Consider the following 14422-nt stretch of genomic DNA (forward strand, 5'->3'; position numbering starts at 1 on the left):
TTTAATTTCTTCTCTCGGCGAAAGAAGAATGTCTTATATTTTTATCTTTTGATTAACTTTTGTCGGACTTTATCTGCGAGTCCTCCAACATAATGAAGCCCTGGCTTGGGATCATCAAAAGACCAGATTGAGCCAATTCTTTTTTCAGTGTACGTTTTCAAGATAGTCTTCCATTTAAGCTGACCTGATTTCACATAAGCACGCGAGGCATGCAAGTCTTCATACATATAATGGAAGGCCAAGTTTGTTGTTTCTTTCAAACTATCCTGCCCTATCTCCTGTCCAGTCAATTCTTTATATGCTAATAGTGGCATGTTAAAGCCGAGTTCTGTCAGCATTTGATTGAAATTTGTTGTACGCACATTGATTTCAATCAAGTAGTATTCGCCTGTTTTTTCATCCTTTTTAAATTCTATTTCAGCGAATCCTTTGTAGCCAATTGCTTCAAGAAAAGGTGCGCCTATTTCATGAAGGGCAGGGACATATTTTTGTTTAATATACACGGATGCTCCAAAATTAATAGGATACTGGCGTTCTTTTTGGGCCGTTAACCAGTGAGTTACGTTTGAGTTTTGATCTAAATAAGCATCAAAGGTATACATATGGTCATCGAACCCTTGAACTAACTGCTGAACAACCACTTCGATATCAGCCTCTTTTGTTTTTCTTAAGCCCTCTTCTAATTCCTCACGATTAGATACTTTAAAAAGTTTTTTTCTAAAAGTCGATACGAACGTTGAAGAATCCGATGGCTTTATAATACACGGGTACCCTAATTCTTGTTCAACTTCCTGGATAATAGTTTGATCTTTTACCTGAATTGTTTTGGGCACAAGAATATTGTGTTGTTGTGCTAAAACATATAGTTTATCCTTGTCGATTAAATCACTCCAGAAACCTTGTTCTGTTTGATTAATTAGATAGTATTCTTTTAACTCATCTAGATATTTATCAATAAATAAGACATACGGATCGGCTGTCGGATAAAGTACTGGTTTATGCTCTTGATTCTTAGCATATCCAATAAGAAAATCTTTTAACTTCTCCGGCTCTTTACTATAATGAGGGCCTATCAGCTTTTCAGTGACATATTTTGAGTGTCTAGCGTAGGCACCTTCCTCCTGATAATCTACAACAGCTACAGGAATGCCCTCTTTACCGAGGCTTCTTATAATGCTTAACCCAATATAATAATTATTTCCTAAAACGACGGCTTTATGTTTCGTTTCCATTTGTTCACTCACTCTCTCCAGTACTATGCTTAGCTTTTCATACATGATGTGCTAAGCGTTTAAGTATTTTCCTGATTTCTCATTGAAACGTGATACTCTTTTCATCCACTCTATTCAAATCCTGAATAATACCATTCTTTTTTATTATTTAATATATTTAAAATAAATAATGCACCTTTTTTTAGATTTTTTTCTATTTATTACGTTACTAGAACTAGCTAAAAAGTCAATAGCATAGGCATCATTCAACCTAATTACCCATTCTTTCATTATACCTTAATCACAAGACTTATTCTTCAAGAAACGCTTGAATCGGATAGGTTGATTTTCTATATATGTCTTGTCTGCTATTTCTATTTTAAAGAGTCTTGTAAGCTATGTCTACATTCTAGACTTCTTTCAAAAAAAAGCAAAAAAATCTTTCTCTCTGATTTGTTGAATAGTTATTTTCATCAGTTAGCTTACCTATGATTTTCTATTTCTCTTTGCTTTCATAAATAAAAATACGTTACTGTTAGGTTGCTATCAAAGCGGTGTTCAATCCCAATGGCTTATGCTATTTAAACTTTATTACATTCCGGGGTTGACACCTCATCTGTATCATGTATATAATACAATTATGAAGTGTACTAAACAAGCCATACACTTTTTCGTTTGTAGTGTACTAACCTTTTAACACACTTTTATTCAAGCCACATTAAGAAAGGACTGAATCATTTGACTGTATCCTTTAACAAAAGAGACCCTATCTATCTTCAGGTCATGCACTATTTTAAACGTTTGATTGTTTCAGGGGAGCTTCTCCCCGGTGAAGAAATGCCTTCACGAAGACAACTCGCTAACGAACTAAAAATAAATCCCAATACTGTTCAAAGGGCGTACAGCGAAATGGAGGAACAGCGCTTGATCCATACAGAGCCTAATCGACCAAGTCGTATAACAGAAGACCCTGTTGTCCTTGAACAATTGAAAAATGAATGGTTAAAGCAAGCCATGACTACATTTATCTCAGCTATACAGCCTCTTGATATATCGTTAAATGAACTTGTTCCTCTTCTGGAAGAGAAAATGAAAACAAGAAAGAAGGATGACAAATGATTGAACTTAAAAATGTACACAAGCGTTTTGGTCGTAAAAAAGTGCTTGATGGCATTTCTTTCACAGCTAATAAAAGCGAAATTACTTGCCTCGTCGGTGTTAATGGTGTGGGTAAAACAACCATTTTAAACGCCATCATGAATCTTACTCCTATCAATAAAGGCGATATTACAATAGATGGGAAGAAAATGCATGCAAATTTATATAATAAAGTGGCTTTTATTCCAGATGTAGCTATTATGTTGCCGAGTATGACTGTGCATGAAGCAATGGATTTCATGAAAGATTATTACAGCACTTGGAATAGCAAGCGCGCTAAAGAAATCGTGCGCTTCTTCAGATTGAACATATCTGATACAATATCTGAATTATCAAAAGGAAATCAAGCTAAAGTTAATTTACTGATGGGCTTAGCTTTAGACGTCGATTATATCTTAATGGATGAACCTTTTTCCGGTATTGATATTTTCACACGGGAACAAATAACAGATGTATTTAGCAGCCGTTTAGTTGAAGATCGTGGTGTTCTCATTACTACTCACGAAATTATGGATATTGAACACCTTATTGACAAGGTTGTCTTGCTTGATAACGGTAAAATATACAAAGAATTCAACGCAGAGGAAATGCGAGAAACTGAAGGAAAATCAGTTGTAGATGTCATGAGGGAGGTTTATAACGGATGAAAAAATCACTAAGCCCCTTATTGAAACTCACAAATTTTGAGCTGTCACGCTTATCTAAATTCTTATTCACTTTGATGGGATTAACCGTTTTAGCTAATCTCGTTGGCTATATTTATATCCCTATGAAGTTTATGGATAAAATAAATAAATTTACAATTGAAAGCTCAGCAACAACGGAAGAGGTGCTCAACTCCTTGGGTACTTTATCTTTCTACGACGTTACAATGAGTTTATGGATTGTTGCCCCTATAGCCATAGGTGTCAGTGGCCTACTCTTTTACTCTATCTTTATCTGGTATAGGGAATGGTTTGGAAAAAACACTTTTGCATATCGCTTACTTATGCTTCCTGTATCAAGAATGACTCTTTTCTTTTCTAAATTTATCGTGATATTTATCGGTATTTTCACACTTATTTCAACACAAATCGTTTCTTTATTTATAGGATATCCTATTGTTTCAGCTATTGTAGATAGCACATATTTTTCTAGTTTAGGTTTAATAGAGAGTATGTATATGCACCCACTTTTCCTTATCCTATTCCCTTTAGAACCTAACTATTTTTTAATTCTGATCGTTGGAGCAACGGTGTTACTTGTAATGTTTACGCTCATTTTAATGGAAAGGAGCTTTGCTTCTAAAGGCATCTTATTCGGAATAGGTTATGCTATGGTTGCCTTAGCTATTGTTCTTTTCCCCTTATTCTTATCAGATATCTTTAATAATAACTATCTGATCTACGGTTCGGAATTAGTAATTATTGAAGTAGTATTGATGATCATTGTAAGTATCAGTTCGCTCTTTACGAGTCGTTACTTAATTAACAACAAAATAACTGTCTAGAAAGGATGGTACAATGAGTAAATATATTAAACTATCAAGTATAATTCTTTTTATTGCGATAACCTTGACTGGTTTTGGACTGTATAAAGCTCAAGCAAGCGGCAAACAGCCTGAACTTAAGATTGTCACCTCTCAGGGTAAGCCCGAATTGATAGAGCCCGTTCAAGCTTATGGGTTTTTATCACATTATAGTGCTGGAAACTATCCTTCGACTCTTAAATTGAACAATGGCAGCCTGTCATATTTAGAAGATGAATCGTTCTTTAAACAATTAGACTCCAATATCAATCCATTTACAGATCATCTTATTTCAAACTATCGTTCATTTATGCGTGGAAAGAGTCGACAAGCGAATCAATTTGCGGAAACAGATCAGTATATTTTATACGCTGGCTTACAAAGCGATGTCTTCTTTGAAGGAGGCAATCAAAATGAAGTTACCCTTGCTGCTTTAAATAAAGAAACAGAAGAAGAAGAAACATTCTCTGTCCAACTTGAGAACGACTCTTCTTATAATGAAATACGTGCTATTTATGTTGATTACCCGTCAGTCACTCTTTTAGTCCGCACTCACTCCCGCTCTGATAAATTGAATAACGTGGTTTATACCTTCGATGTAGAGAATCCTGAAGATCGTTTAACTGAAGAAGTCAATTTAACTAGAGAAATTGGAAGCGATGACTCGCTATATATTGGGAAACCATTTGATCAAACTGAACGTTATATTACGCTACAGACTGCAAGAGAGAATATGGATTCAATGTATACCTACACTGAGGAAGTTACGGGATATTACGCCTATGACATCAAGGAAAAAGAAGTTATTTCAATCCCGAGTACAGAAGAAAACATGCGTTTATTTACGGATAATGACAAACTTTACGTTGGTAAGGTGGCTAAGGACAACATGGGAATTTATGAGCTAAAGGATGATAATCAGAACATGACTTTGCTCGGAAAGTTTGAACTCTCACCTTCTGATACAAGTAATGATGCCCTTGGTTACAACCACTTTAATCAAAATATGACTATTTTAAATGGAAAGCTTTATACGTATGAGTACCCTGAGGATATGAATCGACCATTATTCAAAGTTACAGATATCAGAACACAAGAAATTCTATTCAGCGGAACCATCGAACAAAAAGATTCAAATAATGAAGAATCCCCCTTTATCGATATTATTGAATACCGATTAAATCCCATGGCAAATTAATTTCCTTTCCCCTCTCTATTATTTAAAAGAGAGGGGTTTTTCTTTGTTTTTACCTCACCGAGTTATTCTGGTAATCAAAGATACAACTTGTTATACTATAAAAAGTTGCTATCTTAAAGAATGATTTATTATATAGAAAGAATGATGATGTATGACTAAAGAGACCAGACAAAAGATAAAAGACAGTAAGCGTATCGTTATCAAGATAGGTACCAGCACAATTATGTATCAAAATGGCGCCATCAATTTACAACAAGTAGAAAAACTCTCCTTTGTTTTAAGTGATTTAAAAAATCAGGGAAAAGAAGTCATCCTCGTTTCGTCAGGGGCTATCGGTGTCGGTTTGTCCCGTATGAATTTAACAGAACGTCCTGTGACAATCCCTGAGCAACAAGCTATTGCAGCTATTGGTCAAACAGAATTGATGCGTTTATACAGTAAATTCTTTTACCACTATGGACATCAAATTGGACAGGTTCTTTTAACAAAAGATGTGACAGACTTTCCAGTTAGTCGAAAAAATGCAGTCAATACCTTTGAGCAACTTCTTCATAAACATGTTGTGCCGATTGTTAACGAGAATGACACCGTATCTGTTGAAGAGCTTGACCATTTGACGCGCTTTGGCGACAATGATACTTTGTCCGCCATCGTTTTAGAATTAACAGAAGCTGATTTATTAATTATGTTGTCAGATATTGATGGCTTTTATGATAAAAATCCTATGAAATATTCGGACGCAAAGCGATTTGATCTTATCAGCAATATTTCAGATGATATTCTTGAATTAGCCCAGGATTCTACTTCAAAATTTGGTACTGGTGGAATGATTACAAAATTAAATGCAGCAAAAATTGTTTTAAGCGCCGGTAAAAGTATGGTTTTAGCTAACGGTTCAAATATAAATAATTTATTTAATATTTTAAATGGTGAAGATGTAGGAACTTTATTTTCAGAGAGTCTGGTGAAAGGAGACAAGTAAATGGAATCATTACTAACACTTGGTAAAAAGGCGAAGCAAGTAGAGCGCCAACTCGCTCAAGCTTCTTCTAAAGAAAAAAATGATGCGTTGCTTTCTATGAGTCGAGGGTTGCTTGAGGATTCAGATAGCATTATAGAAGCAAATAAAAAAGACATTAAAAATGCTGAAAAAAATGGTATTTCAGACTCCTTAATGGATCGCTTAACTTTAACAACAGAACGAATTGAGTCCATGTCTCAGGGCCTAGCGGATATCGCTAAGCTGCCGGACCCTATTGGAATCGTAGATAGTATGTGGACAAATGAATCGGGCCTGAAGATTGGAAAGCAGTCGGTTCCACTAGGTGTCATTGGTATCATTTATGAAGCGCGCCCGAATGTTACCTCCGATGCTGCCGGATTGTGTTTTAAATCAGGGAATGTTGTTATTTTACGTGGTGGTAAAGCAGCCTTTCACTCCAATCTAGCTATCGTAGACAGTCTGCGTAAGTCTTTAAGTAAAGGCAGACTGCCTGAAACAGCCATTCAACTTGTCGAAGATACCTCACGCGAATCAGCAAATGAGATGATGAAATTAAATCGCTACCTAGACGTGCTCATTCCGCGTGGTGGAGCCACTCTTATTAAGGCAGTCGTTGAAAATGCCACAGTTCCTGTCATTGAAACCGGAACGGGTAACTGCCATGTATATATCGACCAATCGGCTCAACTTGAAATGGCTAAAGATATCATTGTCAACGCTAAAACAGACCGCCCCTCTGTCTGCAATGCCGCCGAGACTTTACTGATTCATAAGGATGTGGCTGAGGAGTACTTACCAGTACTTGAAAAAGCTCTGAATGAATGGAATGTTGAGTTGCGCGCTGATGAAGCAGCTGGAGAGCATCTGACAACCTTCACTCCCGCAACTGAAGAGGATTGGGAAACAGAATATCTCGATTATATTCTGGCCGTTAAAGTTGTTGATTCCCTAGATGCGGCAATGAGTCACATCAATCAATACAGCACAGGCCACTCGGAAGCGATTGTAACGAATGATTACTTTACTGGCCAGCGCTTCCACCGTGAAGTGGATTCTGCAGCTGTTTACGTTAATGCCTCTACACGATTCACCGACGGCTTTGAATTTGGCTTCGGTGCAGAAATTGGTATTAGTACACAGAAATTACACGCTAGAGGGCCTATGGGGCTCCCAGAATTAACCTCTTCAAAATACATTGTTTTCGGTGAAGGACAAACAGTCTAATTCAGACCATCTAATTAAATATCAAGAAAGAGGTTGGGATGTTTTTGTCTCAACCTCTTTTAGTTTATTCAAATGATTGTTTTAAAAACCCCACTATCCGCCACTACACAACTAATACGCGCTAACTAGATTTATCTTGTACTTATTCACGCCGATAGTAATGGGCTAAATTTTTTTACACTTACACTCTATGTAAAGGAACGTTAAACTGTAAAATGTGACAGAATGAAAGTATTTACTCTAAATATGTAAGCGTTATTTTCATAAAAACGTTGTCACATCAACATTTCATATAGCTATTTTACTCAAAAAATGGTATGCTATTTTCTTGTGTAAGTTTACGGGAATATATAAAAAAAGGAGCGGGTAATATGCAATTTATCAAAGATAAAAAAATTATGCCATTTAATCCCATACATAAACTAATTGAAAACAAAAAATTACTGAAAGATGACTTTCTTTCGGGTCTAACCGTCGCTTTAGCTTTAATTCCTGAATCTATCGCGTTCGCTTTCGTCGCTGGAGTCAGCCCTATATTGAGTTTACAGACAGCTGTCATGATCGGCTTTATCGCTGCAACTTTCTCAGGTCGCCCGGGAATGATTAGTTCATCAACTGCTGCTATTTCTGTTGTGTTCGCTTCACTCATTGCTGTACACGGTCTAGAGTATTTGTTCGCTACTGTCGTTTTGATGGGAATATTCCAAATTCTCATTGGAGTTTTAAAACTCGGAAAATACGCACGTATTATTCCTTATCCTGTGATGCTCGGTTTCTTAAATGGTCTGTCGATTGTTATTTTCCTCTCACAGTGGGATCTATTCAAAGTTAATCAAACATCTATCGTTAACGGTTCAAAAGTCACACAGTCCGTTTGGTTGCCCGGCCCTCAAATTGCACTCATGTTAGCTTTTGTTGTATTTACCATGCTAATTATTCACTTTGTACCTAAATATACCAAGGCAATCCCATCTAGCTTAATAGCCATTATTATTATGACAATTATTGCAGTTGTTTTGAATCGTTTCGGTATTCACTTACAAAACGTACAAGACTTTGCCGGTATGGAAATCAGCGGTGGATTCCCTCGTTTCCATCTACCTATGGTGCCCATCAATTTAGAAACACTGCGTATTATTTTCCCTTACGCCATTATCGGTGGTCTCGTTGGTTTGGCCGAAGCTGTCTTAACACTACAAGTTATTGATGAAATGACTAACACGCGTGGCCGTACCAACAAAGAAATTATGGCTCAGGGTATAGCAAACTTAGTTAATGGCTTTTTTGGTGGTATGGGCGGAGATGCCATGATTGGTCAATCCATTATTAATATCAAATCTGGTGGAAGAAGTCGTATATCAGGTCTAGTGGCAGCATCAGCTTTAATGTTTTTCATCATGTTTGGATCAGCATTTATCAATGTTATTCCTCTAGCTGGTTTAGTCGGTGTTATGTTTATGGTCGTTGTCGGAACATTTAAGTGGGAAAGCTTGCGCTATAAGAATAAAGTCCCCACACAGGATATCTTAGTTATCGTCATTGTTTCTCTAATTACTATTTTTGCTGATTTAGCTACAGCTGTTATTGTCGGCGTTATCGTCTCAGCTTTAATCTTTGCCTGGGAAAAAGGTAAAGTTATTTACGCCAATGTTGAAGAAACAGATTCCGGTGAAAAGATGTACAAAATCAACGGCACAATATTCTTTGGCTCTGTATTGAATTTCAAAGATATCTTCGACTTTGAAAATGATCCAGACACCGTTGTATTGGATCTGAAATATGCTAAAGTCTCTGATTATTCAGCAGTAGAAGCCATTAGTTCTATCACGAAGCGCTACGCAGAACAAGGTAAAACATTTAAAATAGTCCGACTCAGCGATGATTGTAAGAAACTATTCCGCAACGCTGATGTACTAGCCTCCGTTCATATTGATGATGCGGATACCAACCTAATCGAATTTCCTTATGTTTAAACTCCACTAAAAATAGAGTTGAATATTCTATAGCCAACGGGCTGGTTTAAGTTCAGTAGTTTACTGGACTCAAACCAGCCCGTTTTTTTCATTTACAAATCTTTTCTCATTCCCCATATTCAACTATTTTCGCTGTTTCTTTACATCTCTTACTTTAAAACCATAGAATATCTACCCATACAAAAAGCCCCAAAGAGTTTGTCGCTTTAGACTCCTTGGGGCCGTATCCTACGTGCTTTTTTATAAGCAGTTTGTTTTACTATTCGTTCACTACAGTTTTTTTACCTAGTTAAAATAATTAATACCCATCGTTTCTTTGACTTCAACTAGTGTTTGCGCCGCAACAGCTTCGGCTTTAAGACTACCTTCTTTCAAAATATCAAGCACCGCTTCTCTGTCTTGGGCAAACATTTCACGGCGTTCACGAATTGGCTTGAGCTTAGCTTGTAGAACGTCATTCAAATAACGCTTAATTTTCACATCACCTAGACCACCTTGACGGTACTGATCTTTTAGTTCCTGAACTTTCTCTTTATCATCATCGAAAACATCCAAATAAGTAAAGACAACATTGCCTTCCACTTGTCCTGGATCTTCAACGCGAACATGGTTCGGATCTGTATACATTTTCATGACTTTCTTTTCTATCTCTTCTGCACTATCCGCAAGATAAATACCGTTGTTCAGCGACTTACTCATCTTACCTCTACCATCAATACCAGCAAGTCGTCCCTGACCTTTTGGTGGTAAAATAATATCCGGTTCAACAAGCACATCTTGACCATACGTGCGATTAAAGTCACGGGCTATTTCTCGCGTCTGTTCAAGCATAGGCTTTTGGTCCTCGCCTACAGGAACATGAGTTGCTTTAAATGCAGTAATATCAGCTGCCTGACTCACTGGATACATGAAAAAGCCAGCAGGAATACTTTCATTGAATCCTTTTTCCAAAATTTCCGATTTCACGGTAGGATTACGCTGCAAACGAGCAACAGTGACTAAATTAAGATAATACATTGTCAGTTCAGGAAGTTGAGGTATCTGAGACTGGACAAAAAAAGTTGTTCTCTTAGGATCCAGGCCTACTGCTAAATAATCCAAAGCGACTTCAACTAAGTTTTGCTGAACTTTTTCAGGATTTTTTGCGTTATCCGTTAATGCTTGCTGATCTGCTATCATAACAAAAATTTTATTGTCGGGATCTTCTTGTAATTTCACACGATTTTGAAGTGATCCAACATAGTGCCCAAGGTGTAGCTTTCCGGTTGGGCGATCCCCTGTTAAAATAATTCGTTCCATATTTAATAATCTCCTCTTAAAAATCTAATTGTCTTTATTGTATCTTAATTATAGGAGGAAAAAAAGCAGAAAATCCTTTTCTTGCAAGAGTCCACCTTTATTCATCAAATCCTTTTTTTATCCACCAAATATTTATAGAAATCAGAAGAAGCAAAACGCCCCATTCTGCATATGGAATAAAAGTTTGTAACACGATCATGCTTATAGAAACGATAAATACTGGCACAAAGAAAATCAAACCGGACAAACAACCTTGGTTTGCTTCAGAGGCCGCATATTTCCTAGTAAAGGGTAAAGTTTTGACTGATCGCTTCATTTCAAAGTAAAGAATGACACTCATTAGTAAAAAGCCATTCAACAAATGAACACTCTGTGCAAATCCCATCAATACTAAAATTAAAAGACTAATAAAGCTATACATCGGTAACAATATTTTAACAAGCATTACTTTTGTAACTGCCCTTAAAAAGGGTCCTTTTGCTCGTCCCGGGCTAAGTTCAAATATCCAACTTCCCTTATGATTCACTGAGAATTGTGTAACAACAGCAATCATGGGTATCGAAAGCATCGTAAAATAAGGCAAGTATGAAAATGTTAACGTGTTTTGACTAGTAATGGATTGCCCTCCCCTTAGAGTAGTGAAAAAGATAAATAGTGGAAAAACTAGCGCACTAGCTATAGATGGATAGAGGCGGGTTTTGAATTCACGTTCATTTTTTGTTAATTGCCAAGTAAAGTGGTAATAGGCTTTTTCCAAAGAGGATAAACATAATAACTTTTCCGTGCCATTTTCCAAAAGCGAACGTTCTGATACTCTCATTTTAGTTTTATTCATTTTCTGAAGATTTCTATCAATTTTATCACTGTTTATATAATAAAGAATACCAATGCCGATCGTGCCCAAAAACAAGAACAGTGTATAAATCACATACACCATTTTAAAGCCTTCTTGAAGCAGCCCAAATGGCGCAACAAACCACATGGGAAAGAGCAATGCATGACCGAGTGACAAATCCATTTCCACTAAAAATGTTGACGGGTCAATAATTTCAAATATTTGCCCCATCAGATAATATCCTGCAACCATAAATATGGAAACGCTGATTTGACTGTAAGCAATAATATTCTTAAGTCGTTCGCCATCAAAATGTTTTAAGACTGTTGCATAAAGAATAATAGTTAATCCCAACGTCCATAGCGAGGCAAGAAGAGTTAAAATAATGAGTAAAATCCCAGCAAGGATTCCATTAAAATAAAAGGTTGACAGTATGATAACGAGACCCACTGCAAATGTAAACGAAATCAGGTAAATACTTATATGCGTTGCTTTTGCTGCCCCGATAGTCTTTTGCGAGACAGGTTTAGAACCTATTAGATCAGCATCTTTTGTATCAAGTAAAATAGTTGAAAAATTGGCCAACATTGTAAAGAATACCATAATAAATAAATAACTGAAGTAGGTTGTATACTGAAAGACCCAATTATCATAGACAAATAAAAATAGCATAAATACACTAACCAGCGCATAGACCCATAGACTTCTAAAAAAGTGGTTCTTATCTTCCCGTTCATCCTCGTTGCTGCTCATGCCTTGTATAACAGGATCTCTACGGCTATCCATAATCATTTTCGTTTCAAGTATGGTTCGCATCTGTCCGTAATCGACACCAATTTTTGTATAAAAAGGGGCTAGTTTATCAATGAGTTTAAGGTAAATTGGCGTTGATTCATACATTTCTTTATCTAAGCCGTTACGCATCATGGGTAAATTCCCCTTTAATACCTTTGAGTAACTGATCTGCGAGTGCTTCGTGTTCATCAAAACCAGTCAAGGTATTGAAGAGTTCTTCAAGTGTGCCCGCTGCTTCTTTTTTCAATTCATTGAAAGGGCCATCCGCAACAACTTCTCCACCATGAAGGATCAAAATACGGTCACTCAATTTCTCTACCGTATCCATAACATGAGAAGAGTAGAATATGGTCTTACCTTCGTCTTTCAATTTAGCCAAAAGCTCTTTAATTATCTGCACACTGTTTGCATCCAAGCCGCTCAACGGTTCATCCCAGAACAAGATATCTGGATCGTGAATCAGGCTAGAGATAATAAGTACTTTCTGCCGCATTCCTTTTGAAAATCCAGACAAGCGTCCGTGAAAGGATTCTTTAATTCCTAATGCATCCATCATTAGAACGGCTTTTCTAATGATTTCTTTCTCTTTCATCCCGTACAGTTCTCCAACAAAGAGTAAGTATTCTTTGGCTGTCAACGTTTCATATAGTTCCGCGTTTTCTGGTACGTATCCAATACGTGATTTATATGTTTCATCCTTCTCGTCAAGCGTTTGATTAAATATTCGAATAGTTCCTGAATCTTTTTTCAACATGCCTAGTAAAATTTTAACTGTTGTACTCTTGCCTGCTCCATTTGGACCTATGTAGCCAATAATTTCTCCGGGCATAACCGAAAAATTTATTCCTTTAAGTACTTCCCTGCCATCGAATGTTTTAATAACATCAATCAATTCCACAATTGGTTCCATATAATCCTCCTCTAAATCTTTCCATTAAATTTTATCATACATCCTAAGATTATATGATTATCACTAAAAAACAAGCAATACTAGTTTCCCATACTAGTACTTAAAAAAACTCACTATACTGCTAGCCAAAACAAACCTGTCACGTCATTACTAACGTGACAGGTTTGTTTACTGACCTTCCCATTCATTAAAGAATTGCGTCAGGTAATCCTCCATAAATTTATGACGTTCTTCTGCAACCTCTCTTGCAGCTTTCGTATTCATCAAGTCTTTTAATTTAAATAACTTTTCATAAAAATGATGCACAGCACTCGATTTCCCTTTACGGTATTCTTCTTCTGTCATTGTTTCTCTAACAGACACTTCTGGATCAAAAATTGGCGTCCCTTTACTACCGGCATAGGCGAAACAACGTGCAATTCCTATAGCTCCTATAGCATCTAGGCGGTCAGCATCTTGCACAACTTGCGCTTCAATCGTATGCAGTCTTTTGTTATTCCCACCTTTAAAGGAAATATTTTCTATGATTTCCAGTATCTTTTCGCTATCTGAGGAAGAAACGCCTGCACCTTCAAGCCAGTAAAGCACTTCTTTTACAGCTTCATTTTTATTCGAAACAATCTTATCATCAATTAAGTCATGTAAAAGGGCTGCAAGTTCCACGATAAATCGATTCGCTTTTTCCTTTTCAGCTAAATTAAGAGCTGTTTTCCATACTCGCTCGATATGATACCAATCATGCCCTGACCCTTCATTTAACAGTTTACTACGTACCATTTGCTTTGTCTCATCAATAATTGTTTGATTATACATAATTATCCCCTTTTTTCTTTATTATCACTTTACCATACTTTAAATACTGGTTCTAAATTTTTAATATATTGAACAAAATTATAAAAGAGCATTCACCCTCAAAAGTTAATAGGAGAATCTAACTTTCAAGAGCGAATACTCAGTCAAGTCCATAATCTTGTGTAAAATACTATACAATGCTTTTACCTTTCTTAACCAACTCTTTGAGCTGATTTTATTAACAGAAAAATCTTATATTCAGACCTAATCGGTCCGATAAAAATACAACTTTTTTTAATTAATCGAATGATTCGAAATATATTTTCTTGTGGAACTGAGCCATTCTTCACTCTTATCCATTAAAACAGCACCGATTAATCGATTCGCTGATGCATGATTGGGAAAAATTCGGATCACTTTTTCTCGTCGTCGAACTTCTTGATTTAAACGTTCAAGAAGATTCGTGCTTTTTAAGCGATTATGACCTTGCCCTGCAACAATATATTGGAAGGCATCT

13 protein-coding genes are annotated in these 14422 nt (G+C 36.5%); 7 read left to right on the forward strand and 6 right to left on the reverse strand.

From position 1 onward, the window contains the following. Positions 1–41: 41 nt before the first annotated feature. Positions 42–1232 (reverse strand): carboxylate--amine ligase, encoded by a 1191-nt coding sequence (locus tag BMX83_RS06235; RefSeq protein WP_091634826.1) that lies wholly within the window; start codon positions 1230–1232, stop codon positions 42–44. Between the two features lie 717 nt (positions 1233–1949). Here BMX83_RS06235 and BMX83_RS06240 point away from each other — a divergent pair. The 7 genes from BMX83_RS06240 (at position 1950) to BMX83_RS06270 (ending at position 9274) form a co-directional block, all read left to right on the forward strand. Then, positions 1950–2330, forward strand: a complete 381-nt coding sequence (locus BMX83_RS06240; protein WP_177170521.1) for a GntR family transcriptional regulator — start codon at positions 1950–1952, stop codon at positions 2328–2330. Continuing rightward, complete coding sequence (locus BMX83_RS06245; RefSeq protein WP_091634829.1) at positions 2327–3016, forward strand: ATP-binding cassette domain-containing protein; 690 nt, start codon at positions 2327–2329, stop codon at positions 3014–3016. Before BMX83_RS06240 ends, BMX83_RS06245 begins: the two co-directional genes overlap by 4 nt. Continuing rightward, a complete protein-coding gene (locus BMX83_RS06250) occupies positions 3013–3858 on the forward strand; it encodes a hypothetical protein (protein ID WP_091634832.1) in 846 nt (281 codons plus the stop codon). Before BMX83_RS06245 ends, BMX83_RS06250 begins: the two co-directional genes overlap by 4 nt. Before the next feature lie 13 nt (positions 3859–3871). Next, positions 3872–5074, forward strand: coding sequence for a hypothetical protein (locus BMX83_RS06255; protein WP_091634835.1), 1203 nt, complete (start codon positions 3872–3874; stop codon positions 5072–5074). Between the two features lie 151 nt (positions 5075–5225). Further along, a complete protein-coding gene (gene proB / locus BMX83_RS06260) occupies positions 5226–6056 on the forward strand; it encodes a glutamate 5-kinase (RefSeq protein WP_091634838.1) in 831 nt (276 codons plus the stop codon). After that, positions 6057–7301, forward strand: coding sequence for a glutamate-5-semialdehyde dehydrogenase (locus BMX83_RS06265; RefSeq protein ID WP_091634841.1), 1245 nt, complete (start codon positions 6057–6059; stop codon positions 7299–7301). A 371-nt stretch (positions 7302–7672) separates the two neighbouring features. Next, positions 7673–9274: a SulP family inorganic anion transporter gene (locus tag BMX83_RS06270; RefSeq protein WP_091634844.1), complete on the forward strand. Its 1602-nt coding sequence runs from the start codon at positions 7673–7675 to the stop codon at positions 9272–9274. Between the two features lie 285 nt (positions 9275–9559). Here the strand turns inward: BMX83_RS06270 and trpS are convergent, their stop codons facing one another. The 5 genes from trpS to BMX83_RS06295 form a co-directional block, all read right to left on the reverse strand. Further along, positions 9560–10573, reverse strand: a complete 1014-nt coding sequence (gene trpS / locus BMX83_RS06275; protein WP_091634846.1) for a tryptophan--tRNA ligase — start codon at positions 10571–10573, stop codon at positions 9560–9562. A 97-nt stretch (positions 10574–10670) separates the two neighbouring features. Then, positions 10671–12335 carry a hypothetical protein gene (locus tag BMX83_RS06280; RefSeq protein ID WP_091634849.1) on the reverse strand — a complete coding sequence of 555 codons (1665 nt, stop codon included), beginning with the start codon at positions 12333–12335 and terminating at the stop codon, positions 10671–10673. Beyond that, positions 12325–13113, reverse strand: a complete 789-nt coding sequence (locus BMX83_RS06285) for an ABC transporter ATP-binding protein (RefSeq protein WP_091634851.1) — start codon at positions 13111–13113, stop codon at positions 12325–12327. Before BMX83_RS06285 ends, BMX83_RS06280 begins: the two co-directional genes overlap by 11 nt. A 168-nt stretch (positions 13114–13281) precedes the next feature. Continuing rightward, a complete protein-coding gene (locus tag BMX83_RS06290) occupies positions 13282–13926 on the reverse strand; it encodes an HD domain-containing protein (RefSeq protein ID WP_091634854.1) in 645 nt (214 codons plus the stop codon). Positions 13927–14199: 273 nt separating this feature from the next. After that, a partial coding sequence (locus BMX83_RS06295; RefSeq protein WP_177170522.1) for a transposase occupies positions 14200–14422 on the reverse strand: 223 nt, incomplete at its 5' end.

The sequence above is a fragment of the Alkalibacterium gilvum genome (assembly GCF_900109085.1).
In the GTDB taxonomy this organism is placed as follows: Bacteria; Bacillota; Bacilli; order Lactobacillales; family Carnobacteriaceae_A; genus Alkalibacterium; species Alkalibacterium gilvum.

Coding starts and splice junctions, on each gene's coding strand:
- BMX83_RS06280 (WP_091634849.1), bottom strand. CDS start 12,335: ATGATGCGTAACGGCTTAGATAAAGAAATGTATGAATCAACGCCAATT.
- BMX83_RS06250 (WP_091634832.1), top strand. CDS start 3,013: ATGAAAAAATCACTAAGCCCCTTATTGAAACTCACAAATTTTGAGCTG.
- BMX83_RS06285 (WP_091634851.1), bottom strand. CDS start 13,113: ATGGAACCAATTGTGGAATTGATTGATGTTATTAAAACATTCGATGGC.
- BMX83_RS06290 (WP_091634854.1), bottom strand. CDS start 13,926: ATGTATAATCAAACAATTATTGATGAGACAAAGCAAATGGTACGTAGT.
- BMX83_RS06255 (WP_091634835.1), top strand. CDS start 3,872: ATGAGTAAATATATTAAACTATCAAGTATAATTCTTTTTATTGCGATA.
- BMX83_RS06245 (WP_091634829.1), top strand. CDS start 2,327: ATGATTGAACTTAAAAATGTACACAAGCGTTTTGGTCGTAAAAAAGTG.
- BMX83_RS06270 (WP_091634844.1), top strand. CDS start 7,673: ATGCAATTTATCAAAGATAAAAAAATTATGCCATTTAATCCCATACAT.
- BMX83_RS06265 (WP_091634841.1), top strand. CDS start 6,057: ATGGAATCATTACTAACACTTGGTAAAAAGGCGAAGCAAGTAGAGCGC.
- proB (WP_091634838.1), top strand. CDS start 5,226: ATGACTAAAGAGACCAGACAAAAGATAAAAGACAGTAAGCGTATCGTT.
- trpS (WP_091634846.1), bottom strand. CDS start 10,573: ATGGAACGAATTATTTTAACAGGGGATCGCCCAACCGGAAAGCTACAC.
- BMX83_RS06235 (WP_091634826.1), bottom strand. CDS start 1,232: ATGGAAACGAAACATAAAGCCGTCGTTTTAGGAAATAATTATTATATT.